This window comes from Pseudanabaena sp. PCC 6802, assembly GCF_000332175.1.
Taxonomy (GTDB): Bacteria; Cyanobacteriota; Cyanobacteriia; order Pseudanabaenales; family Pseudanabaenaceae; genus PCC-6802.
This window is the reverse complement of record NZ_KB235914.1, coordinates 109,255-131,715: the sequence shown is the minus strand read 5'-3', so window position 1 is coordinate 131,715 and position 22,461 is coordinate 109,255. Positions and strand designations below refer to the sequence as shown.

20 protein-coding genes, 1 tRNA gene and 2 pseudogenes are annotated in these 22,461 nt (G+C 48.1%); 13 read left to right on the top strand and 10 right to left on the bottom strand.

Annotated features, from left to right (window positions below):
- Window positions 1-19 precede the first annotated feature (19 nt).
- Window positions 20-1,873 carry a peptidoglycan-binding domain-containing protein gene (locus PSE6802_RS35620; RefSeq protein WP_019499111.1) on the bottom strand — a complete coding sequence of 618 codons (1,854 nt, stop codon included), beginning with the start codon at window positions 1,871-1,873 and terminating at the stop codon, window positions 20-22.
- Window positions 1,874-2,027: 154 nt separating this feature from the next.
- On the opposite strand from PSE6802_RS35620, the gene PSE6802_RS0105835 reads away from it, so the two are divergent.
- Window positions 2,028-2,099: transfer RNA gene (locus PSE6802_RS0105835), tRNA-Thr, on the top strand.
- A gap of 34 nt (window positions 2,100-2,133) precedes the next feature.
- Here PSE6802_RS0105835 and PSE6802_RS0105830 read toward each other — a convergent pair.
- The 3 genes from PSE6802_RS0105830 to PSE6802_RS27970 are packed head-to-tail and all read right to left on the bottom strand — an operon-like array spanning window position 2,134 to window position 8,017.
- Complete coding sequence (locus PSE6802_RS0105830) at window positions 2,134-2,508, bottom strand: response regulator (protein ID WP_019499110.1); 375 nt, start codon at window positions 2,506-2,508, stop codon at window positions 2,134-2,136.
- A gap of 11 nt (window positions 2,509-2,519) precedes the next feature.
- The gene (locus PSE6802_RS30825) at window positions 2,520-5,207 is read right to left on the bottom strand and encodes a PAS domain S-box protein (protein ID WP_019499109.1); all 2,688 of its coding nucleotides are present in this window, start codon (window positions 5,205-5,207) and stop codon (window positions 2,520-2,522) included.
- Window positions 5,208-5,233: 26 nt separating this feature from the next.
- Window positions 5,234-8,017, bottom strand: coding sequence for a response regulator (locus tag PSE6802_RS27970; RefSeq protein WP_019499108.1), 2,784 nt, complete (start codon window positions 8,015-8,017; stop codon window positions 5,234-5,236).
- A gap of 420 nt (window positions 8,018-8,437) precedes the next feature.
- On the opposite strand from PSE6802_RS27970, the gene PSE6802_RS33185 reads away from it, so the two are divergent.
- The gene (locus tag PSE6802_RS33185) at window positions 8,438-8,617 is read left to right on the top strand and encodes a hypothetical protein (protein WP_156815441.1); all 180 of its coding nucleotides are present in this window, start codon (window positions 8,438-8,440) and stop codon (window positions 8,615-8,617) included.
- Window positions 8,618-8,698: 81 nt separating this feature from the next.
- Here PSE6802_RS33185 and serA read toward each other — a convergent pair whose 3' ends face one another.
- The 3 genes from serA to PSE6802_RS0105800 all read right to left on the bottom strand — a co-directional run bounded on the left by serA (window position 8,699) and on the right by PSE6802_RS0105800 (window position 12,107).
- Window positions 8,699-10,282, bottom strand: coding sequence for a phosphoglycerate dehydrogenase (gene serA / locus PSE6802_RS0105810; RefSeq protein WP_019499106.1), 1,584 nt, complete (start codon window positions 10,280-10,282; stop codon window positions 8,699-8,701).
- A 324-nt stretch (window positions 10,283-10,606) separates the two neighbouring features.
- Complete coding sequence (locus PSE6802_RS0105805; protein ID WP_019499105.1) at window positions 10,607-11,470, bottom strand: methyltransferase domain-containing protein; 864 nt, start codon at window positions 11,468-11,470, stop codon at window positions 10,607-10,609.
- 70 nt (window positions 11,471-11,540) lie between these two features.
- Window positions 11,541-12,107 (bottom strand): hypothetical protein, encoded by a 567-nt coding sequence (locus PSE6802_RS0105800; protein ID WP_019499104.1) that lies wholly within the window; start codon window positions 12,105-12,107, stop codon window positions 11,541-11,543.
- Between the two features lie 292 nt (window positions 12,108-12,399).
- On the opposite strand from PSE6802_RS0105800, the gene PSE6802_RS0105795 reads away from it, so the two are divergent.
- From PSE6802_RS0105795 to sppA, 8 genes are all read left to right on the top strand, one after another.
- Window positions 12,400-12,831: an ATP synthase subunit I gene (locus tag PSE6802_RS0105795; protein WP_019499103.1), complete on the top strand. Its 432-nt coding sequence runs from the start codon at window positions 12,400-12,402 to the stop codon at window positions 12,829-12,831.
- A gap of 36 nt (window positions 12,832-12,867) precedes the next feature.
- A complete protein-coding gene (gene atpB, locus PSE6802_RS0105790; protein WP_019499102.1) occupies window positions 12,868-13,623 on the top strand; it encodes a F0F1 ATP synthase subunit A in 756 nt (251 codons plus the stop codon).
- Between the two features lie 100 nt (window positions 13,624-13,723).
- Window positions 13,724-13,972: an ATP synthase F0 subunit C gene (gene atpE, locus PSE6802_RS0105785; protein ID WP_019499101.1), complete on the top strand. Its 249-nt coding sequence runs from the start codon at window positions 13,724-13,726 to the stop codon at window positions 13,970-13,972.
- 111 nt (window positions 13,973-14,083) lie between these two features.
- Entirely contained in the window at window positions 14,084-14,590 is a 507-nt protein-coding gene (locus PSE6802_RS0105780) for a F0F1 ATP synthase subunit B' (protein ID WP_019499100.1), read from the top strand.
- A gap of 49 nt (window positions 14,591-14,639) precedes the next feature.
- On the top strand, window positions 14,640-15,173 hold the full coding sequence (locus tag PSE6802_RS0105775; RefSeq protein ID WP_019499099.1) for a F0F1 ATP synthase subunit B: 534 nt from the start codon (window positions 14,640-14,642) through the stop codon (window positions 15,171-15,173).
- The gene (gene atpH, locus PSE6802_RS0105770) at window positions 15,173-15,733 is read left to right on the top strand and encodes an ATP synthase F1 subunit delta (protein ID WP_019499098.1); all 561 of its coding nucleotides are present in this window, start codon (window positions 15,173-15,175) and stop codon (window positions 15,731-15,733) included. Before PSE6802_RS0105775 ends, atpH begins: the two co-directional genes overlap by 1 nt.
- 84 nt (window positions 15,734-15,817) lie before the next feature.
- Window positions 15,818-17,335, top strand: a complete 1,518-nt coding sequence (gene atpA / locus PSE6802_RS0105765) for a F0F1 ATP synthase subunit alpha (RefSeq protein WP_019499097.1) — start codon at window positions 15,818-15,820, stop codon at window positions 17,333-17,335.
- Window positions 17,336-17,430: 95 nt separating this feature from the next.
- Window positions 17,431-18,426, top strand: a complete 996-nt coding sequence (sppA, locus tag PSE6802_RS0105760; protein WP_019499096.1) for a signal peptide peptidase SppA — start codon at window positions 17,431-17,433, stop codon at window positions 18,424-18,426.
- A 36-nt stretch (window positions 18,427-18,462) separates the two neighbouring features.
- Here the strand turns inward: sppA and PSE6802_RS35750 are convergent.
- Window positions 18,463-18,627: pseudogene (locus tag PSE6802_RS35750) on the bottom strand (clan AA aspartic protease); the annotation flags it as partial.
- A 31-nt stretch (window positions 18,628-18,658) separates the two neighbouring features.
- Here PSE6802_RS35750 and trmB point away from each other — a divergent pair.
- Entirely contained in the window at window positions 18,659-19,369 is a 711-nt protein-coding gene (gene trmB, locus PSE6802_RS0105750; protein ID WP_202950691.1) for a tRNA (guanosine(46)-N7)-methyltransferase TrmB, read from the top strand.
- 115 nt (window positions 19,370-19,484) lie between these two features.
- Here the strand turns inward: trmB and PSE6802_RS0105745 are convergent.
- A pseudogene (locus PSE6802_RS0105745) lies at window positions 19,485-19,847 on the bottom strand (Uma2 family endonuclease); the annotation flags it as partial.
- 55 nt (window positions 19,848-19,902) lie between these two features.
- On the opposite strand from PSE6802_RS0105745, the gene PSE6802_RS27960 reads away from it, so the two are divergent.
- Window positions 19,903-20,529 (top strand): IS630 family transposase, encoded by a 627-nt coding sequence (locus PSE6802_RS27960; RefSeq protein WP_019499092.1) that lies wholly within the window; start codon window positions 19,903-19,905, stop codon window positions 20,527-20,529.
- 13 nt (window positions 20,530-20,542) lie between these two features.
- On the opposite strand, the gene PSE6802_RS0105735 is transcribed toward PSE6802_RS27960, so the two are convergent.
- Window positions 20,543-21,796 (bottom strand): IS256 family transposase, encoded by a 1,254-nt coding sequence (locus PSE6802_RS0105735; RefSeq protein ID WP_019498360.1) that lies wholly within the window; start codon window positions 21,794-21,796, stop codon window positions 20,543-20,545.
- Between PSE6802_RS0105735 and PSE6802_RS27955 the strand changes: the two genes are divergently transcribed.
- Window positions 21,775-22,302 (top strand): transposase, encoded by a 528-nt coding sequence (locus PSE6802_RS27955; protein ID WP_225902633.1) that lies wholly within the window; start codon window positions 21,775-21,777, stop codon window positions 22,300-22,302. The genes PSE6802_RS0105735 and PSE6802_RS27955 overlap by 22 nt on opposite strands.
- Window positions 22,303-22,461: the final 159 nt, after the last annotated feature.

The following is a 22,461-nucleotide window of genomic DNA, read 5'->3' as shown; positions in this document are numbered from 1 at the left end:
GCTGACCGCCGATCGCTAATTAATTATCTTTAGCTACAAAAGGATCGCGATTTAGACTCTCGACTAATGCCGAGGATGGATCGCCATCCGCAGGAGTCAGACCATAGAAACTTTGAGCTCTCATAATCGCATTCTTGGTTTCATTATCCATTACTCCCGTGGTGGAACCAGTGAAAAAACCACGCGTAGCGAGCAGTTTCTGCAAATCCGATACCTGCACGTTTTTATTGTTTGTTCCAGGCTTAGTGCTGGTAGGATTGGATGGCTCAATCGATGCAGTTGTTTCTGGGGTTGGCTGTGGTGGGGCAGTAAGAGGGTTCGCCACTTCAGGACTAGCAGCAGGTGTTGGTTTGACGGCTGTTGGCTGTGCGGGCGCAGGATCCTCAACCTTAGGCATATCTGCGGGAGTGGGCTTGGTGGCTAGATCGGGTTTGGCTGCTTCCTTACTAGGAGCCGATTTGGTAACTGCGGGCTTAGAAGCCACTGGTTTCTCTGCTGTGGGTGCGGGTTTAGTTGCTGTGACTTTGGTCGTCTCTTGCGCAGGTGTAGTTTTAGTAGCAACTGGTTTAGTAGGATTGGGCTTCACTGTCACCTGGCTTGCGGCTGGCTTCTCTACTTTAGAGGGAGTCGGTGCAGGCTTAGTAGCAGCTTTTGGAACCTCTGGCTTTGCAGGGGCTGGTTTAGCTGCGATTTTAGCGGGAGAGTTGGGCTTTGACGCAGTTTTGGCAGGAGGTTGCTTGCTAGCGATCTTTTCTGGCGCAGATGGAGTCCGCGTTGCAGTAGTCGTCCTGGTTGCGGTGCGATCGCTCGATGCTGTAACCGATTTAGCAGGCGGTGTGGAGTGGGTTGATACTCGTCTGGCCTTGTTCCCACTCAAAGCGGAAATAGTCCCAGCTCCTGCTACACCATCAACTGTTAAACCATAGAACCTTTGAGCCGTACGGATGGCTTCTTTGGTGCCTTCACCCAGGACACCATCGATCTCTCCTTTGTAAAATCCCCGCTCTGCTAGCAAACTCTGTACGTGCTTGATATCTTCTGTCTTCGCTGATTTGTTGTACTCGCTATCGGCTTCTAGAGCTGCAAATGTTGCTTTACCAGGTACGCCATCCTCAGTCAACCCATAAAACTTTTGTGCCTTGAGAATTGCTTCTTTAGTCAGGTTGCCGATAAAGCCACTAATTGGCCCACTGTAAAATCCTCTTGAGGTCAAAAGTTTTTGCAGCCTGACAACATCATCGCCCGTTAGGCTGGAGGCAGTTTGAGCCGCATCCGTATCTGCCTCTAAGGCTGCAACAGTCTTGCTACCCACAATCCCATCGGGAGTCAGGCCATAAAATTTTTGAGCTTGAATCACTGCGTCTTTGGTACTGGTGCCAAAGACGCCATCAATATCACCTTTATAAAAACCACGCTTGGCCAATAAATTCTGCAAATCGGATACCGAGATATTTGTGGCGATCGCTGCATCCGTTGATGATTCCGCTTTATCTTCTTGCAAAGCGACTAAAGTTACTTCACCCACAATACCATCAGTATTTAAACCGTAGAATTGCTGAGCCTTGATAATAGCTTGTTTGGTCTTTTCTCCTGCAATGCCGTCAACTTCGCCACCATAGAAGCCCCTACTCGCCAGTAAGCTCTGTAGATCGGACGTACTGGCACTGTACTCAGCCGCAAATATGGGTAAACTTGTGAGGGAACTACCGATCGAGGCAGCTACCGCGATCGCGGTGTAAAAGGCCACCTTTGCAGTCAGGGCTGACTTGAATGCTGCGTTGACAAAGTTTAGATCTTGCGTACGGCTAGCATCATCACTGGCGGCAGATTGCGTGCTAGCAAAAACACCGTGAACAAAGGCTTGAAATTCCATATTTTTAAGTCCGTCTAAACCACTAAGTCAATGAAGTATATTACTCGATCCCGCAAGAAATGAATCAGTTATAAAGTCACAAAATGCTATAATTTGTTCCACAATTTGTGAATTTATACAAATTTACAAATTAATATACAAATTATGTGTATGTGCCGATGTAGCACAGCGGTAGTGCAGCTGATTCGTAATCAGCAGGTCGTGAGTTCAAATCTCATCATCGGCTTATCCTTATAGTCAAACAAAATAGCCTGAAAGTCTTACCAACCCAATACCTCAGCTACCTGCTTAGCTAAGGTTAACGGATCGAAAGGTTTAGCAATAACTGCCGTAACTCCCAAATTAGTAAAGCGGGCGCGATCGACTGGCTGGATTTTGGCTGTCAGGAAAATTACAGGAATATGAGCAGTCAACGGATCGGCTTGCAAATTTTGAAATGTTGTCGGCCCATCCATATCTGGTAGCATCACATCTAACAAGATAGCATTGGGTTGTGCGGATTTAGCCTTGGCAAGACCATCTCGACCAGAATCGGAGGTCAACACTTGCCATCCTCCCATCATCTCCAGGCTGACCTGCGCGACTTCGCGGATGTCAGGTTCATCATCAACAATTAGCACGCACTTCGTATCCATCGCTATCGTTCCTACAGAATTACACGCATATCTCGGCTGGGGAGCGATCGCCCCCGCATCGCTCGTGGCACTGAGATTGGCAGACTGATGAAAAAAGTGCTGCCTCGATCGACAATGCTTTCTACCCAGATCCGACCGCCGTGCTGTTGGACGATACTGCGACAAATCGCTAAACCCAGTCCCGTTCCTCCTTTTTGCCGACTGTCGGAGGCATCAACCTGTTGAAATCGCTCAAAAATGACATTTAACTTATCAGATGGAATTCCTCTGCCATAATCCCGTACGGTAATTAGTAGAACTTGTTGCCGCGAGTCATCCGATTGAAACTCCCACCCACTGGGCTGGAGGAGGTGGCGATCGCTCTCTATAGTAGCCTTCAATTCAACCGACTCATTGGGGGGAGAGAACTTGATGGCATTACTGAGTAAATTAGTGAGAACCTGAATGATGCGATCTCCATCCACAACTATCTTGGCTGATAAAGGAGATATAGACAGCGTAACTCCTGCTTTATCAGCAATTGGCTGCATACTACGTACCGCTTGTTCGAGTAGATCGGTAATATTACAAATTTTCTGAGATAGCTGCACTCTGCCTGACTCCAGGCTTTCCAGTGTGAGAATGTCGTTGGTGAGTCGCACCAGACGGCTGGTATTATCAACAGCAATTTCTAACATGCGCTGCCCCTTTGGTTCTAACTTGCCAAGATTGCCCGTAAGCAAAAGCCCTAACGCTCCATGCATAGCAGTTAATGGAGTTCTGAGTTCGTGGCTGACAATCGAGATAAATTCATCTTTCAGCCTTTCTACAGCTCGGCGATCGCTGATATCTCTAGAGATCACGGAACTACCAGTAATATTGCCAAATGCATCTTTGACTGGTGATATCGTCATCAGTACCTCAATAATCTTGCCATCTTTGCGCATGTGTGGCGTGGTGTAGTAGCTAATGATATCTTGAGCAGCTCTAGAATCTGGTCCTGAGATACCGATTATCTCACCGCGAGGCACCAGTAAGTTGATGATGTTTTGACCAACAGCTTCTTCCTCAGTATAACCGTAGATCAGATGAGCGCCCAAATTCCAGCTCGTGATCGTGCCGCTGAGTGTCATGCCAATAATGGCTTCATCCGAGAATTTCACGATCGCTGCGAGGTCGGCCATTGCCACTTCTGCCTGCTTGCGCTCGGTAATATCCAGCATCATTCCAAATAGCTGCGAAACTTCTCCCTGAGCGTTAAATAGAGGATTGCCCCTCACTAATAGATAGCGCAAGCTCCCATCCAATCTGGTGATTTCAGCTTCGATCTCGAATGGCTTATTATGGGCGATCGCCTGCCTCAGGGATGCGGCGATCTTCTTCGCATCTCGCAAGCCGTAATTCTTCAGCAATTCTCGATAGGTTGGAATTGGTTGCCCCACTTCTAAGCCAAAGATGCGAAATGCTTCATCAGACCACACTAGAGTCTGCGTAGCTAAATCGAACTGCCAACTGCCCAGGTGAGCTAGCCTTTGCGCCTCAGCTAAGTTATTTTCACTTTGGCGTAAAGCTTCTTCTGCTTGCTTGCGATCGCTAATGTCTATAAGCACGCCATCAATCGCAATATCTACATCCAGCGATGATAGGTGAGCGCTATTACGCACCCATTTCACCTTGCCCGTAGTGGAGATCAAGCGAAACTCCTGGGTAAACGGTTGTAAAGAGTTTACTGCATCCTGGAGTACGCACTTGCATCGATCGCGATCTTCAGGGTGAATTAGATCGAAGAATTTCTGCGGCTCGGCCATTACCGTCTCTGGTAATATACCGGTAATCTCATACAAACCCGTACTGATAAATACCATCTCCATTGTTTTATCTGCGCGCACGACCAGACGGTAGATCGAACAGGAGATATTATTGGCGATCGCGGCAATTTGCAGTTCTCTTTCTCGGAGGGATTTCTCGACACGCTTGCGATCGGTGATATCCCGGCTGATGCCACGATAGCCTCGAAATTCTCCATCTAGATCGAAAATGGGAGCAGCATTAGTCTCTACAACAATGAGATGACCGTTCTTATGAACGTGCAAACTTTCCAGATTATAGAAAGGCTCGCGCCGACTGGTAATAACATCGAATGCTCTAGCCATACGTTGCGCCTGGCGCTCTGGTAACAACTCAAAAGGAGTTTTACCAATAATCTCGCTTGGTTTGTAGCCCGCGATATCCGTTACCTTAGGACTTGAGTAAGTATAAGTCATGTTCTCATTAATTTCCCACACCCAATCGCTTGAGGTCTCAACCAGGGTGAGGAAACGTTCTTCACTCTGATGGAGCAGTTCAGCCCCCATAGTTTGGGTATAACTGCTATCTCTTAGCGTAATCAGGTGGAGACCGGGCAAACAGTTTATGGCTACTGCATACTCTACCTCTCGCAGGCTCCCATCCGTGCGATGCAGGCGACATCCCGCTCTGGAAATTTCAGTTGACACTAAATTGCAGCCACTTTGGGCTAAAATGCACCGCAATTCCAGAAAATACGTCACGCTACGACCAATTAATTCGGCTCTAGATATGCCTAGTAAATTGCATGCAGCCGCATTTGCCTCTACACAAGTACAATTATCGTCGGTAACGATGATGCCATCTGGGTTACGCTCGAAAATGGCTTGCAGCAGAGAAGGGCTGGTTTGGGTTTGTGGCTGGTTGTCGATCATAGCTATGCTGTATTTAGATAAGCCGCTCAAGGTTTTAAAGCACGACGTAGCCTTTGCAATAAAACAGAGACTGTCCAGGGTCGAACTACGTAGTCAAAAGCTCCCAAGCCCATTGCTTGTTGAGCTTCGCTAGAATCATCGCTCAGTAAGATGACACGAATGGGTTGCAGTACCTTCTTACGCTTGAGGCGCTTGAGCAACTCCAGATGACTTAGATCCGGTGGAGCTGCTCCTAAAATAATTACCCTGGGTCTGAGACTAGCGTCGCAAAGGTTATCGACTGCTCCATGATAGTCCGATCGCCAGTGGGCGTGAAATCCCCTTCTCCCTAGATCGCGGATGAGTTGATAGGGAATTATTGTTTCATCTGAAACTAATACGACATCAGTAGTAAACTGATGTTCTGGATGGGGTGGTTGCCAACCAACAGGGAGAACGCGATCGCGTCCGGTAGATTTTGCTTGGTATAAGGCTCCACTGGCAGATTTATATAACATATCGAGATCTGCCCCATCGACTAGATACTGGGCTACACCAGCACTGAGCGTGACATTAAACCTATGACCTTTAGGATCGCAGAATTCAATTTGGCGGATGTTCTCCAGGGTTTCTGCTAAACGCTCTACGCTATCGGCTTTGGTGATGCCGTACATGCCAACGATAAATTCGCCGCCGCCCCAACAGGCGACCACATCTTCATTGCGAAACTGGCGGGGTAACAGGTTGCCTATGGTATGCAGTACGCGATCGCCGCAGTTCTTACCATATCGCTCGTTCATCAACTTCAACTTATCCAAGTCCAGAACGCCCAGACAGAATGGCTGTTCGTAGCGCTTTGCCAGACCGATCAAGCGTTTGACTTCCTCTCCAGACTTGCGGCGATTCGATACACCTGTAAGGGGATCGACTTCTGCTTGCAAGCGCAATCTATGGATGCGTTCTAGACGATTGAAAATCCGAGTCACCAGCATCGAAGTGGTGGCGGGCTTAGCGATCCAGTCATCGGCACCAGCGGCAAACAGACTTTGGATGGTCGGTTCGTCGGTATGGGCAGTGAGAAAAATTATCGGCATCAGATGCCAGGTGGGGTCGCTGCGGATGATTTGACAGAGTTCGATTCCATTGATGTCTGACATTTTGATATCGAGAATTATCATATCTGGCACTGTTTCTTCAAAAACAGGCCAAAATCGCGATGGATCGTTGAGGGAGATTACCTGAATGCCGTGCGGCTCCAGCAGGCTGTGTAATAGCTCCAATATTTGCGGATCGTCATCTACCGCTAAAACCCTAACCGTGCTACTGGAGTCGCGATTGAGTAACTGAGTTACCGACTCTACGATCGCAGATAGAGCAGAAGTTTTTTGTAAGAAAATTCGGCTGCCACACCTAGCTGCTTCTAAGCGATCGGAAAAACTATCGTTAGCAGTCAGCGTGACTGTTGGAATGTCAAAGGGAGCAGACTGTAACTCCCTCAAAAATTGCCAGACCTGCCCGGGCTGTTCTGACTCGCCAGGAAAGCATAGCTCCGTAATTACACAAACCGGGGGTTCGCGGGCAATCCACTCCCTCCCTGCATTGGGAGTAGATACGATTTCACTTCTATAGCCGCGCGCCACCGCCTCTGCTGCCAGTCGTTGGGCAAATTCGCGATCGCTATCTACAACCAATAATAAAGGTCTTTGCTCTTCCTCTAAAGGTTGAGCCTGGGGAGGAGGAGAAGGTGCATTTGGGACGGCAGCCGTTTCAATTACATGTCGTATTTCGGACACAAAATTGCTAATTTGCTCGATTTGCTGGCGATCTAGCGAGTCAGGCGTTTGTAATAGTTGCTCTATCTGCTTGGCTAACCCAGAGCCGTCTTGAAACCCAAACATGCCTAGGGAACCAGCTAATTTATGTGCCACCTGGGCTGCTTCCTGCACCTGTTCGTTGGCAAAGTTGCCTAAAGCTAGTGAATTTGCGGACTGCTCTAGCAGCGTGACATAGGCAACGCTATTGAGCCTATTAGCTTGCCAGATCTGAGCCACCTTGGCCATCATCCGCTGTTCGGCTGACTCCGGCAGGTCGACATCGGTTTTTCTCTCCCCTTTCGGCTTAGCGTAGGATGACTGAGTTGTAGTTGTCTCGGCCAACAAAGCTGGGTTGAGGCGATAGCCCTGAGCGTAAACAGTTTCAATTGCATCGGGAGGCGCTCCTAATTTTTTTAATTTTCTACGCAGCCCCTTAATATGTGCCTTGACTGTCTCGTCGCCAGGGGTACTATCAAGAGACCAGAGCAAGTCGATAATTTTAGGTGGGGCAAATATTTGTTTGGGGTGCCGCAGGAATAGTTCTAAAATGGCATACTCTTTGCGAGATAGTTGAAGGGGGCTGTCGCGGTAATATGCTTCTCCGCGCACCGTATCGATATGAATATCGCCCCATGTCAATTTGGATACGGCTGTATCCTTGCCCCGCCTGAGCAGCGATCGCACTCTAGCAGCTAATTCGCTCAACTCAAAGGGCTTGACCAGGTAATCGTCAGCCCCAGCATCCAAACCCAGCACCCGATCGCTGACAGCATCTCTGGCTGTCATCATCAACACTGGCACGTATTTTTGCTGCGATCGCAGACGACGACAAAAACTAATTCCATCTAGCTTGGGCAGCATTACATCTAGCAGGATCAGATCGTAGTCCTTACTTTCGGCAAACTGCCAACCCGTGTTCCCATCTAGGGCAACATCAATCGTGTATTGTTGCCGGGAAAAGGCTAGTTGCAATAAATTGACTGTAGCTTCATCATCTTCTACCAATAGAATTTTCATGATACGAGCTAGCGCGATTATAGCGAAATATGCTTGGGGCTAAGGAGGAAACTGTATTGAGAGTACCCCAAATCCGATCCATCCTGCACCGAGTTAAGACAAAAGCTGTTAAACTATCATCTGGTTAAAATCTTAGCAATATCGCAAAATCCGTCATTACCATTCCTAAGTCAAAACAAATATTTGGCCGGGGGTTCACCCCCTACTCCCCATGTTGTAAAGTTTATGATTTGCAACGCTAGTAGCAATTACCTAACTCGCCATACATAAGACTAAATGCATAAGTCTTTGTAGCGATTAATACCTTCATTTAGACATCACTTCAGCTAGATTCTCCTCTGGGAATTAATCTTGTATATTTCCGTATCAGATTCCAGTAAATCCTTGACTAAGGTCAAATAATTATTAGACGGTACTCCCATGTCACCTCAAAAAGTTGAAAAGAATTACTTACCAAACGCTCACTTTGGTCGTTCCTTCGCGTTGAGTTTAGCGGCGATCGCTATATTAACGCTGGCTTTACCACTACTTACGCCAACCAGCAAAGTTGTGCCAGGTAACGAGAGCGCGCCTATTCCCGCAAGGCCAATTACAAAGTAGGGGCAGTGCCTCTGCGCCTGCCCCTCTGTGCCTGTCCTAAAAATCATCCCAGGGCAACACAAGGGATTGCCCCTACGGCACTTACAAATTCACAACATAAGCATCTTTTACGCCCTGAATTCGCATAATCTCTTCCAAAAGACCAGGAGGCAGAGGATCGTCGATATTTAGTACCATTACAGCTTCACCGCGTACAATGCGACGACCAACCTGCATGCTGGCAATATTGACATTGAAATTACCTAACAAAGAGCCAATACCACCAATGATCCCCGGCATATCCCGATGCAAGGTCAGTAGCATGTAGTTGGTTGGTGCCACATTAATGGGAAAGCCATTGATGTTGGTAATGCGTAACTCCGATTTACCCAGCAAAGCTCCGGTGACCGATTGCTGCCCTTGCAGACCATTGGCAGTCAGGTGCAGCGAACCAGTGTAGTCTTCGACCGTAGCATCGCGGGTTTCAGTGACTCGGATACCGCGCTCTTTAGCTTCCAGACTCGCATTGACAAAATTGACCCGTTCGCGCAGAGCAGGGGAGAGCAATCCCTTCAGGGCTGCTACCACAATTGGTTGACTTTCGCTGCTGGCAATTTCACCTTGCAAGCGCACGTCAAGCGTATCGACGCGCCCGCCAGCCAACTGCCCCACCAGGTTACCCAACATTTCTGCTAGCTGTAGGTATGGCTTCAGTTTTTGCCACACATCGGGGCCCAAGCCAGGGATATTTACAGCGGCGCGAGCAGGCAGACCGAGTAGGACATCCCGGATTTGTTCGGCTACGTCGATCGCGACATTTGCCTGTGCTTCTTCTGTCGAGGCTCCCAAATGAGGGGTTAAAATCAACTGCGAGCCAATCTGCCGCAGAGGAGAATCTGGCTCTAAAGGTTCGTTTTCAAATACATCCAGGGCTGCACCTGCGATCTGGCCGTTCTGGAGCGCTGCTGCGAGCGCGGCTTCGTCGATAATGCCTCCACGGGCACAGTTAACAATCCGCACGCCTGGCTTCATAATCGCAATTTTTTCAGCATCGATCAGGTGATAGGTTTCCTTGGTTTTCGGTAGATGCAATGTAATGTAGTCGGATTCACGCAGTAATATTTCCAAATCTACTAAGTTAACTCCCAACTTTTCAGCCCGTTCAGCCGTTAAAAACGGGTCGTATGCCAGGAGTTTCATATCCATAGCCCGCGCTACGGTAGCAACATGGGAGCCGATTTTACCCAGGCCAATTACTCCCAAAGTTTTCTTGTATACCTCAACCCCGGTAAAGCTCTTGCGATCCCACTTGCCAGACTTGAGCGAGGTATTTGCTTCGGGAATAAACCGAGACAGAGAAAGCATCATTGCCAGGGTGTGCTCGGCGGCAGCGATCGTATTTCCTTCCGGTGAATTAACTACAACGATCCCTTGGCGCGTGGCGGTTGGAACATCAACGTTATCTACCCCAACGCCAGCACGACCGATGATTTTGAGGTTTTTGCCAGCTTCAACGATCTCTTTGGTTAACTTAGTCCCCGAGCGAATCATGATCGCATCGTATTCCGGAATAACCTGGATAATTTCTGCGGGACTAAGCGTTGTTTTAACATCGACAGTAGCGACTTGAGACAGGATATCAATCCCTACTTGGTCAATTGGGTCAGAAACAAGAATTTTGGGCATAATTTACTGAGATATGGGCAAACTACACGAGCATTTGATTTCAGAACTTTGGTTCAGAACCCTTATGGGTAAAGCCAGACTAAACGTTACGCACAACCATCATTCCTTATGAGGCATTGATGCTGTGTAGATTCTAGTGAATGCTAACAAAGCATTCAGTATTTTAATGCTTTATTTTACGCAATCGCTAAAACTTCAGATCCCCTGCATACTTTTATAGCCGTAGACAGATCTGTTAGGACAGGGGGTGTGGGGGCTGCGCCCCCACGCAGGGGTGGAACCCCTGCACCCCGTCCTAAGCCTATTGGCTATAGCTATAACAAGCTATTTAGTAGCTGCCAAAATGCCAAACCTAATTAAACCCCGTGCATAGCCCTTTGCCATTTGGCGCAGAGATAATGCTGCTATCAATGTATTGAGTCCCGATCGCCAGACACCCCAAATAGCTGCGGGCGAGATCGCCGATTCGATTACCTCATCCCAAAATGGAGACACTGCCTCCGACCAATCTGCGGTTTTAATCTGTCGAAAATTCATGCGGCGGGCGATCGCTTCATACTCGGACAGCGAAATTACATAGGGCAAGCAGTAGACATTATATATACGCTGTAAATGTTGAAGTTCGTCATTACTAAGCGCGCGTTTAGAGGTATCTCGATGACACCAGGTGGCCAAAATGAGCCTGCCACCCGGTTTCAAAACGCGATCGCATTCCTGTAAAAATTTTGCCTTATCTGGCATGTGCTCGCCACTTTCCAAGGACCACACCAGATCGAAGCTGCGATCGGGAAAAGGCATTGCCATCGCGTCGGCTACTAAAAATTGCGATCGCGATTGCAGTCCCAGTTCTATAGCTCTAGCTGAGGCTCGCTCTGCCTGTACGGGGCTGAGCGTAATCCCGGTAACCTGCCGATCTTCGTAGGTTCTGAAGTCGTAGCGATCGGCTAAATACAAAGCGCTGCCACCAATACCGCAGCCCACATCCAGAATAGATGTGGGCGTATAGTCTGATGGTAATGCCCATGCTAAAAGGCGATCGATCAGGTCGATTTGAGCCAGCCTGCGATCCTTCTGGCTGGTTTCGCCGGGGGCATAATAACCGTGGTGCATGTGCTCTCCCCAGATCTGCTCCCACAAACCTGAAGAGGCATCATAAAAGTCTCGGATGCGCGAATTTAGCTCTGGCATACATAAATAATGTAAGTTGATGCGTTAAGGCGATCGCGATCGCACATCCTCCCAGCTACTTAAGTATGGGCTATTTCTGGGGAGTAGCAGGAGCAGGACTGTTGGGATAAGCCATGTCCACAAAGCCAAGTTCGTAAAGTTGCTGATAGGCTTGCTGGCCAAGCTCGCGGGTCGGGGCTTGACTGCGAATTAGCTGCACTAAAAGCGGTACGGCTAGCTCGGGTTGATTCTTGGCACGATAGACAACTGCAAGCTGATAGGTGGACTTATCTCGTAATTGCGCTGCTTGCAAAGCTTTCTGGCGATGACTTTCAGAAATCCGATTATCGATGCCAGCAAAGCTAGTGGTTAGCTCTTGATAGAAATTAGATAACTGATTGTAGACTTGGCGAGCATCCTGCAATTTGGTCACGGCTAAGTCATAGTTTTGCTTATCCACAGCCGACATCGCCTCCGCCATTAAGCGCTCGCCGCCTTGCAGGCTAAAAACGCTGCTGTTGAGGGAGTTGGGTCTGGGTGATGTATCGAGTGCCTGTGGGTTCTGAGCTACTGAAACACCAGGGAATAAAGCGCCAACTACGATCGCAGAGGCGAGCAGTGACTTAACATTGCGGGGATTTACAGCCGAAGTGAGCATATTGGGTCGAGCGCAAAAAATTTAGTGACAGTATATTACTTTTCGGATTAAACCTAACACAATCTTTAGATCTAGCTTTAATCGCGAACGTGCAGACGTACGAGCGCGCCACTAAAGTTCCCCATCAGAGAATTTTAAGATTGACACAATTTTGGCCTGCCACAAAGTTCCCAATATGAAAAGAAGTGTGACACTCATCGTGTTATGCTTATCAACGGTTTGCTTAACAATTATTTTTGTTTTAACAATTATTTTTGTTGTGTAAACAACAGCGAGTTAGTTTAGCCTGCAAGTGAAAGTTATCCCCGCGAAGAAAAGCATCGAACGCTCAGAGGCAGACCTAAATAACTCAGGCGATCGCGTCGATGAGTACGGTGACCTTAAGTTCAAGCTATACGCAATTACGCTATTGCTGACTGGGGTAATTGGCCTGGCAGTATGGGGTATTTGCGGATCGAATCTAGCCTTGAATTATTTGTTGGGTGCGATCGTTGGTGTGGTGTACTTAAGAATGCTGGCGAAGGATATTGATCGAGTAGGGAAAGAACGGAAACAGCTTATTTACTCTAAGTTTTCCCGGTTTGTCCTGGTCTCTGTCGCGATCGTTGCAGCAGCTCGTGCACAGCAGCTACATATTCTGCCTGTGTTCCTAGGATTTATGACCTACAAAGTCGCAATCTTGGTATATACGTTCCAGGATCTAATGCGTACTCGTTCTACCTAGAATTTGGCCTGTCAAAAGGTTTCAACTGAATAAATCATGATCGAACGATTGTTTTCTTACGCTCAAATAACAGACTTTGCCACTTTAGAAGTGGGCCAACACTTCTATTGGCAAATTGGCAACCTGTCAATCCACGGTCAAGTTATGATTATGACCTGGATTGTAATTGCCGTGCTGGTTATAGCGTCTGCTATAGCTACTCGGAATATCCAACGCGTTCCAGCCAAATTGCAGAACTTTATGGAATATGTGCTGGAATTCGTGCAGGGCATTGCCAAAGATCAGATGGGTGAGAAGGAATATCGCAATTGGGTTCCTTTCATCGGTACTTTCTTTCTATTTATATTCGTTTCCAATTGGCTGGGAGCGCTCGTTCCTTGGAAGCTAATTAAATTACCAGAAGGGGAGTTGGCGGCACCTACTGCTGACCTGAATACTACAGTGGGGTTGGCTCTTTTGGTATCCGTGCTGTACTTTTACGCAGGATTAAGCAGGAGAGGCTTGGGCTACTTTAGTAGGTACATTGAAGGTTCGCCATTCCTTTTGCCAATCTGGGTTCTAGAAGATTTCACTCGCCCCCTCTCACTCAGCTTCCGTCTGTTTGGCAATATTTTGGCAGATGAGTTGGTGGTTGCGGTATTCGTTCTATTGATTCCCTTGTTTGTACCGCTACCTGTAATGGCTCTGGGACTATTTACTAGTGCCATCCAGGCTTTGATTTTTTCGACATTAGCGGCGGCATACATTGGTGAAGCAATGGAAGGTCACGGTGGAGAAGAGCATGAGCACTGACATTAATTAAGGGCTCAGTTGATTCAGGCAGTGCCTGAATGCATGAAACATACGATAGATGTCAAAGTAAACTTACCTCAAGGAAATAAGGAAAATCATTATGAATCCAATCATCGCTGCTGCTTCAGTTTTGGGCGCTGGTCTCGCAATTGGTTTGGGGGCTATCGGTTCTGGTATCGGTCAAGGAACTGCGGCAGGTCAAGCTGTATCAGGTATTGCGCGTCAGCCAGAAGCTGAAGGCAAAATTCGCGGCGCATTACTGTTAAGCTTTGCGTTCATGGAATCTCTGACCATTTACGGCCTGGTTGTAGCTCTAGTGCTTCTATTTGCCAATCCTTTTGCAGGTTAAGGCTCTTACTTAAGCTATTGGCTATTAGCCTTACTGGCTAACAGCTAATAGCACAATTGGATTGTTAAATAGCAGTTGGGCTAACTTTTCGCTACCTAGGCTTAGATTCTCATGACATTCTGGACATTGCATTGGACGTTGCCGATCGCGACCGAAGCTGTAGAAGCTGCGGAAAAGAGCGGTGGGCTGTTTGATATCGGCGCAACTTTGCCGCTAATGGTTGTGCAATTTTTAATTCTGGTTGCCGTTCTCAATGTGTTTTTCTTTAAGCCTTTAACTAAGGCTATTGACGATCGCAACGATTACGTACGCAACAATATCTCTGATGCCAAAGAGCGCTTGGAGAAAGCAACCGCACTGGCACAGCAATACGAGCAAGAGCTAGCTACAGCTCGTAAATCTGCTCAAGCGATGGTGTTAGCAGCGACAGATGAGGCAGCTAAGAATCGCGCTGCGCAAATCGCCAGAGCTATGGAGGAAGGTCAGGCGCAATTAGCAAGTGCCAAAGCGGAAGTGGAAGCGCAAAAGCAAGCCGCTGAAGCCTCCTTGAACGCTCAAGTTGAAGCACTCAGCAGACAAATTTTGGAGAAGATTCTGGGCGATCTAGTGCATAGCTAGGTGCCAGCGATCGGACGAAGACAAAAGATAAACGACAAATGACTGACTTATGAGTATTGGTTTATTCCTACTTGCAAGTGAAGCAGGTGAGGCATCTGGATTTGGTATCAATTTTGATATCTTTGGGACTAACCTGATCAACATTTTGATTCTTTTAGGCGGGGTAGTCTACGCAGGTCGCGGTTTTGTGGGTAAGATTTTATCCCAGCGTCTTGAGGTAATCGAAACGGCGATCGCTGACGCTGAAAAACGCAAGCGCGAGGCGGTCGAGCAATTGGCAGACCAGCAGGAGAAGCTGGCACAGGCTCGGTCGGAATGCGATCGCATTAAAGCCGCCGCGCAGGCAGATGCCAAAGTAGCTAGCGATGCGATTCTTGCCACTGTTGCCGCCGACATCGAGCGCTTGAGAGAAGCCTCCGCACGCGAGATTGCGACGGAACAAGAAAGAGCGATCGTTCAACTCAGACAGCAAGTTGCCGAGAAAGCATTGGCTGGAGTCAGAGCTCATTTCGATCGCGGTCTCAGCGATTCCGTGCAGCAGCAGTTGGTAAATCGCAGTATTGAATTGCTAGGAGCAAAATAGTGAAATCAAGTTCTCTTAGTCAAACAATAGTAGAACCTTATGCCGAAGCGCTGATGTCTTTAGCAAAGGAACAGGGCTTAGTTGGAGATATCGGCAATGATGTGGAGTTGATTTTAGCTGCACTTTCAAGCTCGGACGATCTCAAGCGCTTTTTGTCAGTGCCTTTGATTAAAGATGAAGCAAAGAAAGCAACGATTAACAGTGTATTTGGTTCGCAAGTTAATCCCTTGACTTTAAATTTTCTACTGTTATTAGTAGATCGCAGTCGCATTCTTTTCTTAGAACCAGTATGTTTGAAGTTTCAGGCATTACTGCGCCAGATGAACCAGATTGCCTTTGCAGAAGTGACATCAGCTGTTCCATTGAGCGACGATCAGCAAAATACTTTGCGTCATAGAGTCAGAGAGATGACCAATGCCCAGGGCGTAGAATTGCAAATCAAAGTCGATCCCGAATTAATCGGCGGTTTGATCGTTAAGGTTGGCTCTCAAATTGTTGATGCCAGTATTCGCGGACAACTGCGACGCTTCACCAGCAACCTTGTTGTTAGTAGCTATTAATAATTTAGTAATTATTAATCGTTAATTATCCAGGTTTTTCATCTACCCAAACTATCCCAAACTATCAATTAGAGAAATAACAATATGGTTAGTATCAGACCAGACGAAATAAGTAACATTATCAAGCAGCAGATCGAGCAATACAACCAGGAGCTACAGGTCTCTAACGTTGGTACGGTATTGCAGGTGGGTGATGGTATTGCCCGCGTTTTTGGCCTAGAAAAAGCCATGTCTGGCGAGCTGCTAGAGTTTGAAGATGGCACAGTTGGTATCGCACTAAACCTGGAAGAAGACAACGTGGGTGTGGTGCTGATGGGTTCAGGGCGCGAGATCGCCGAAGGTAGCTCTGTAAAGTCCACGGGTAAGATCGCTCAAATCCCAGTGGGTGAAGCATTCATTGGTCGTGTAGTTGACGCATTGGCAAGACCAATTGATGGTAAAGGTGAGATCAAAACCAACGATTCTCGCTTGATCGAATCGCCAGCCCCCGGCATTATCGCTCGTAAGTCAGTATTTGAACCGCTGCAAACTGGGATCACTTCCATCGACGCTATGGTGCCGATCGGACGCGGTCAACGCGAACTGATTATCGGCGACCGTCAAACTGGTAAGACCGCTGTGGCAGTAGATACTATCCTCAACCAAAAGGAAGAGGATGTCATCTGCGTTTACGTGGCGATCGGGCAAAAAGCTTCTACGGTGGCTCAAGTTGTGGGCGTACTGCAAGAAAGAGGCGCAATGGACTACACGATCGTAGTTACCGCCAACGCCAACGATCCTGCCACCTTGCAATATCTCGCTCCCTACACCGGTGCGGCGCTGGCTGAGTACTTCATGTACAACGGCAAGCACACGCTGATTATTTACGACGACCTGTCCAAGCAAGCACAGGCATATCGCCAAATGTCCTTGTTACTCCGTCGCCCGCCCGGACGCGAAGCCTATCCTGGCGATGTATTCTACCTCCACTCTCGTCTCCTGGAGCGCGCCGCTAAGTTAAGCGACAAGCTCGGTGGTGGCTCTATGACCGCTCTGCCAATTATCGAAACCCAGGCTGGTGACGTTTCGGCATACATTCCCACCAACGTAATTTCGATTACTGACGGTCAAATCTTCCTCACGGCTGACCTGTTTAACTCCGGCGTACGTCCTGCAATCAACCCCGGTATTTCCGTATCCCGCGTAGGTTCCGCCGCTCAGGTTAAGGCAATGAAACAGGTAGCTGGTAAGATCAAGCTAGAACTGGCTCAGTTCGACGATCTGGCCGCATTTGCCCAATTCGCCTCCGATCTCGACAAAGCTACGCAAGCACAGCTACAGCGCGGTCAGCGCCTGCGCGAAATTCTCAAACAACCGCAGTATTCGCCTCTACCCGTAAGCGATCAAGTCGCAATTATCTATACAGCGATCAACGGCCACCTTGATGATGTCCCTGCGGATAAGGTAACTAAGTTTACCAAAGAGTTCCGTTCCTACCTGTCAACCAGCAAACCCAAGTATGGCGAGTTGATCAAAGCAGAGAAGAAACTGGGCGATGAAGCTGAAGCACTCCTGAAAGAAGCGATCGCTGATTTTAAGAAAACTTTCGTAGCTACAGCCTAATTCCACAATTTATCTAATTTTTGGCTCCTCTCCAATAAAGCTATGCTTTATTAGAGGGGAGTATTTTTCTCGCTTAAATTTTCTAGCTCAGTCCTATGCAACTCAACCGGATTATCGCTTTAGTACTCGTAGCCGTTTGCTTTGTGGCAACAGCTTTTGGCATTCAACGCCGTCAGGCAGACGAGGCATTTAGTCTCAAAAGTATAGAGAAAGGTCGCGATCGCTTGGAATTAATTAGTATCGACGGTGCAATTACAGGCGCGCGTACTGGGTTGAATAGCGCGATCGCCGTGCGCAACCGCCTCATGGAGATTGAGGATGTAAGCGGTATCAAAGGCGTTTTACTGACGATTAACAGTCCTGGCGGTACGGTGGGCGCTAGTAAGGAAGTGTATGAAGCGGTTAAGAAATTAACAGAAAAGAAGCCAGTAGTGGTAAGTATGCTGGATCAAGCTACCAGCGGCGGTTATTACATTGCTAGTGCGGCTAATAAGATCTACGCCAATGCGGGTACGCTCACTGGCAGTATTGGCGTAATTCTAAGCGGGTTGAATGTCAAGGAATTATTCACCCGGATTGGTGTAGAGCCACAAACTATTAAAACTGGACCATATAAAGATATTTTTTCGCCTTTTCGACCAATTTCCGACCCAGAAAAGGAATTATTACAAGGACTGTTAACAAGTACCTATGAAGAATTTGTGGCTGATGTGGCCAAAGGTCGCAAAATGGATGTGGCAGCGGTACGCAAGCTGGCAGATGGGCGCATCTATACGGGGACTCAAGCTAAGGAGAACGGTCTGGTAGATGCGATCGGTACCTACGATGATGCAGTTGCGGATCTGCGCAAACAAGTTAGAGCGAAATTTAATCTTCCTGAAAGTACCGATTTGCCAATCGAGCGCGGCTCCAGCTCGTTCGAGCGGTTTCTGGATCAGCTTTTCTCTGGGGCTTCTACTAATCTACAACTAGCTTCACCTTTAAATTCGCTTATAGATGCAGTGGCACCGAGGTTGCTCAAAAATTCTAGCACTGGTCTATCTAGCGACGACCCACCAATTTTGCTTCTACCTAGTTGGTATACCAGCTAGCCTTTAACTTATAAGAAAGGGGGACATCCCCTTGCTTTAGTCCAAGGCTTTAATTGTAACAATGTCACCCTCAATTGTTTGAATCCGCAAATCGTAGCCCCGCAATAGTCGCATCCCAATCAGAGGAATTGTCTCCGCCTCATTGATGTAAATCTCGCGATATTGCCCATCCCAAATTACAAGCCCAATATAGATCTCAAATTCTGCATCAACAAGTGTTCCAAATATATTTATGAGTTCACAGTCGATTTCAATTCCAGCGGGGAATATACCAAGCTCAAATCTAGGCCCGATCAAGCGGGTACGGGTTAGAGAGCATGTCAATCCGCTGGGACAAAGGTATCAATCTGCCACACAGCCGCCGGATTGGGAAGCGGTCTATGCTGATTGGTCAAAACCCCTCAGTCTGGATATCGGTTGTGGCAGGGGTGAGTATATTTTGCAGATGGCGCAACTCAAGCCAGATTGGAATTGGTTGGGATTGGAGATTCGCGAACCATTAGTGCATAGCGCGATCGCCGCACAGCGATCGCTAAATCTGCACAACCTGCATTACATATTTTGCAATGCCAACACTTCGCTGGCAGGTCTATTACCGCGCCATAAAATCCAACAGTTAACGATTCAGTTTCCCGATCCCTGGTTTAAGCGCCGCCAGCATAAACGGCGCGTAGTACAGCCGCAGTTAGTCCAGGATTTGAGCGCGTTGCTCGTGCCTGGGGCACAAGTCCTACTGCAATCAGATATCCTGATGGTGGCACAGGAGATGCTAAAGCATTTTGAAGCAGATCCGCGATTTGTCAACCTTGCGGGTAGGGGGCAGTTTGCCGATCGCGACATCTATCCCGAACATATCCCTACCGATCGCGAAGCATGGACTCTGCAGCAGGGCGGAAATATTTACAGAGTGCTTCTAAAATTTGCCGCCTTCAGCAATCAATAGTTGGTAGTCATAAATATGTAAGGATAGGAAGACAAAGAAAGCCTAATTGATAGATCTATGTCCAGTTTTCCGCCTGCCTGGCCTGAGTGTATGGCGGTTTTCAGATGAAAACTGCTATAGCAACACGCCGATGTTTTGAATCGATTAACCAGCCCAGCCGACAACCATTCTCCATATATTTCTCCATTTTTTGTTGTCCCAGTTTCCACGAATCTGAAGGAGAGAGTAGTTCGATCGCGAAATCAGGACTGAAGGGTAAAAAGCCTTGCCGCTCTTTGGATGTGAGTGCCTGCCATTTCTCAATGGGAATCCATGCCGCATCAAGAGAGCGATCGCCCCCGTTCGGCAAGCTAAAGCCCGTTGATGAATCGAAGCATTTACCTATCTTAGCCTGACGGTTCCAAAGATTTAAATCGGTTGTAATATCTGAGTTCTGACTACCTGTTTCACCGCCAGCGGGTGGCACAACTATTGCTTCGGCAATGAAAAAGAAAGCATAGGATAATAGAAGTAAAGGCACAAGGAGGTTTGACATGAATAAACCCGATGGCCGACACCTATCGATAGAGACGCAAAATTACCTTCGTCAGCAAGCGATCCGACTGCGAGAGCAAGGGAAACGAGTATGTGATATCAGTGAGTACCTGGGGATTCATCGTAACACGATTAGCGAGTGGTGGTGGGCGTATCAAGATTATGGAGAAGCAGCCCTGTTTCAGCAGAGACGAGGACGAGAGGTGGGGGAAGGGCGAACTTTAAGTGCGGCAGAGGAAGCAACCATTGCGGCGATGCTGCAGGGGCATAGTCCAGAGGATTACCAGATCGAGAGCGCCTTGTGGACTAGACGAGCCGTGCAAACACTAATCGAGCAAGAATTAGGAGTGGAGATGCCGATACGCACAGTGGGGGAATATCTCCAACGATGGGGCTACAGCCCTCAGAAGCCCATCGAACGTGCTTACGAGCAAGACCCCGCCGCCGTGAAACGCTGGTTACAGGAAGAATATCCCGCGATTGAGCGCCAAGCGCAAGCAGAAGGTGCCGACATCGAGTGGGGAGATGAATCGGGACTCAGTTCTGATGAGTATGGGGGGCGAGGCTACGCCCCCAAGGGACATCCGCCTGAAATTCGTCCCGAGAGTGCTCAGATTTTTGTGTAAGCGAGAAATAAGGTCAGTAATTTAAACGTCCTGGGAATAGGATAGCAAAATATGACAACGCTGCCTTCCAATCTTTAAGGGGGCGAGTCCAACGCTTGGCAATGTTATGCATGGCCAAGAACATGAGCTTGAAGACAGATTCCTCATCGGGGAAGACAGCCTTGGTTTTAATCACCTTGCGCAGGGAGCGATTGAGGGATTCAATGGCATTGGTAGTGTAGATGACTTTGCGGATGTCCATGGGATAGTCAAAGATGGGGATAATGTTCTGCCAATGGCGCAGCCAGATTTGGCTAATCGCGGGGTATAGGCGATCCCACTTGGCGGCAAAAGCCTCAAGCGCAGCTTCGGCTTCTGCCAAAGTGGCAGCATGATAAATGGGCTTGAGGTCAGCCACAACAGCTTTAGCGTCTTTCCAGGGCACATGACGCAAACAGTTGCGGATCAGATGCACAATACATAGTTGCACCTGGGTTTGCGGGAAAACAGCCTCAATCGCCTGGGGGAATCCCACTAAGCCATCGCAACAGGCAATCAGAATGTCCTTGACCCCACGGTTTTTGAGGTCAGTCAGCACCTTGAGCCAGAACTTAGCGCCTTCGGATTCCACCTCCCCAATCCACAGCCCAAGCAATTCTTTGTTGCCCTCAACCGTAATACCCAAGACGACATAGACCGCTCGCTTGCTCACCCGACCCGACACCTTGATATTCACGTAGAGGGCATCGAGGTAAATGATGGGATATACAGGTTCCAGGGGACGGCACTGCCAAGCCTTGACCTCGTCGCTAACTGCATCAGTGACCTCACTGATGAGTGCGGCGGAGATCTTGGCACCATAGAGTTCTTCGAGTTGAGCACTAATGTCTCGGGTGCTTAATCCCCGTGCATACATAGCCAGGATTTTCTCATCGAGTCCTGCTATTCGCCTTTGGTGTTTCGGTACCAGCACGGGGTCAAACTCGCCGTTACGGTCTCGCGGTATCGACAACTCCATTTCGCCCTGTTGCGACTGCACCGTCTTCTGCGAGTAGCCATTGCGGCTGTTGCGTCGCACAACTTCGTCTTCTACCGCTTCCTCTCCCTTAGGCGTGCTTGATTTGAGGTGATGGCTCAGCTCTCCCGTGAGCGCTCGCTCGATTAGTCGTTGACTCAGTTGCTTCAGTAAGCCCGATTCTCCTAGAATGTCCTCGGGGCTATGGCACTCTGACACCAACTCGTCTAGTAGTTCATCTGTACGATTAGTTGCTTGTTTGCCTCTTAACATGTTGCGGTCTCCTTGGTTTTTGTGATTCTAGACCGCTTACACAAAATTCTGATCAGTCTCTTCGTCCCAGTAAACGCGAACGGACAAGGTTGAATTTCATTGCTAGCATCAGCCATCAAGGTACGATTCAATTTATGCTTTACACCTGTACCTTGACGGCTCCAGTATTTATTGAATTTCTGCAACGGTTGATTGACAAGCGCTCAGCCAAACTGTTTTGGATCGTGGATCGTCATCCCGTCCACCGAGAGCGCCCCGTCCAGCAATGGTTAGAGCAGCACTCCCAGGAGATCGAGTTATTTTATTTACCTTCCTATTCACCGCAGTTGAATCCAGTAGAGTACCTCAATGGTGATGTTAAACAGCGAGTTCATGCCAAACCTTTGACGCGAAACCTGAGTCAATTAAAACATAGAGTGCTATCTCAACTGCAGAAATTGCAGAGATTGCCTGCCCACATTAGGAGTTACTTTAAGCATCCATCTATTATTTATGCTGCGCTATAGATTGCATTCTATTTTATTGCCAAGGCAATATTAATTCTCCTTGGACTGAACGCTCTAGATTCAGATCGGGGTTGGCCGCACAGAGTTTATAAAACTCAGTGCGGGTAAGTTGCACAATAGGACTAAGATCTATGGTTAGAGCAGTCATCGCTATTTCCT

Excerpts from the sequence above, each read along its gene's own strand:
- PSE6802_RS35620 (WP_019499111.1), bottom strand. The coding sequence starts at position 1,873 with ATGGAATTTCAAGCCTTTGTTCACGGTGTTTTTGCTAGCACGCAATCT.
- PSE6802_RS0105830 (WP_019499110.1), bottom strand. The coding sequence starts at position 2,508 with ATGGATACGAAGTGCGTGCTAATTGTTGATGATGAACCTGACATCCGC.
- PSE6802_RS30825 (WP_019499109.1), bottom strand. The coding sequence starts at position 5,207 with ATGATCGACAACCAGCCACAAACCCAAACCAGCCCTTCTCTGCTGCAA.
- PSE6802_RS27970 (WP_019499108.1), bottom strand. The coding sequence starts at position 8,017 with ATGAAAATTCTATTGGTAGAAGATGATGAAGCTACAGTCAATTTATTG.
- PSE6802_RS33185 (WP_156815441.1), top strand. The coding sequence starts at position 8,438 with ATGTCACCTCAAAAAGTTGAAAAGAATTACTTACCAAACGCTCACTTT.
- serA (WP_019499106.1), bottom strand. The coding sequence starts at position 10,282 with ATGCCCAAAATTCTTGTTTCTGACCCAATTGACCAAGTAGGGATTGAT.
- PSE6802_RS0105805 (WP_019499105.1), bottom strand. The coding sequence starts at position 11,470 with ATGCCAGAGCTAAATTCGCGCATCCGAGACTTTTATGATGCCTCTTCA.
- PSE6802_RS0105800 (WP_019499104.1), bottom strand. The coding sequence starts at position 12,107 with ATGCTCACTTCGGCTGTAAATCCCCGCAATGTTAAGTCACTGCTCGCC.
- atpB (WP_019499102.1), top strand. The coding sequence starts at position 12,868 with ATGATCGAACGATTGTTTTCTTACGCTCAAATAACAGACTTTGCCACT.
- atpE (WP_019499101.1), top strand. The coding sequence starts at position 13,724 with ATGAATCCAATCATCGCTGCTGCTTCAGTTTTGGGCGCTGGTCTCGCA.
- PSE6802_RS0105780 (WP_019499100.1), top strand. The coding sequence starts at position 14,084 with ATGACATTCTGGACATTGCATTGGACGTTGCCGATCGCGACCGAAGCT.
- PSE6802_RS0105775 (WP_019499099.1), top strand. The coding sequence starts at position 14,640 with ATGAGTATTGGTTTATTCCTACTTGCAAGTGAAGCAGGTGAGGCATCT.
- atpA (WP_019499097.1), top strand. The coding sequence starts at position 15,818 with ATGGTTAGTATCAGACCAGACGAAATAAGTAACATTATCAAGCAGCAG.
- sppA (WP_019499096.1), top strand. The coding sequence starts at position 17,431 with ATGCAACTCAACCGGATTATCGCTTTAGTACTCGTAGCCGTTTGCTTT.
- trmB (WP_202950691.1), top strand. The coding sequence starts at position 18,659 with ATGAGTTCACAGTCGATTTCAATTCCAGCGGGGAATATACCAAGCTCA.
- PSE6802_RS27960 (WP_019499092.1), top strand. The coding sequence starts at position 19,903 with ATGAATAAACCCGATGGCCGACACCTATCGATAGAGACGCAAAATTAC.
- PSE6802_RS0105735 (WP_019498360.1), bottom strand. The coding sequence starts at position 21,796 with ATGTTAAGAGGCAAACAAGCAACTAATCGTACAGATGAACTACTAGAC.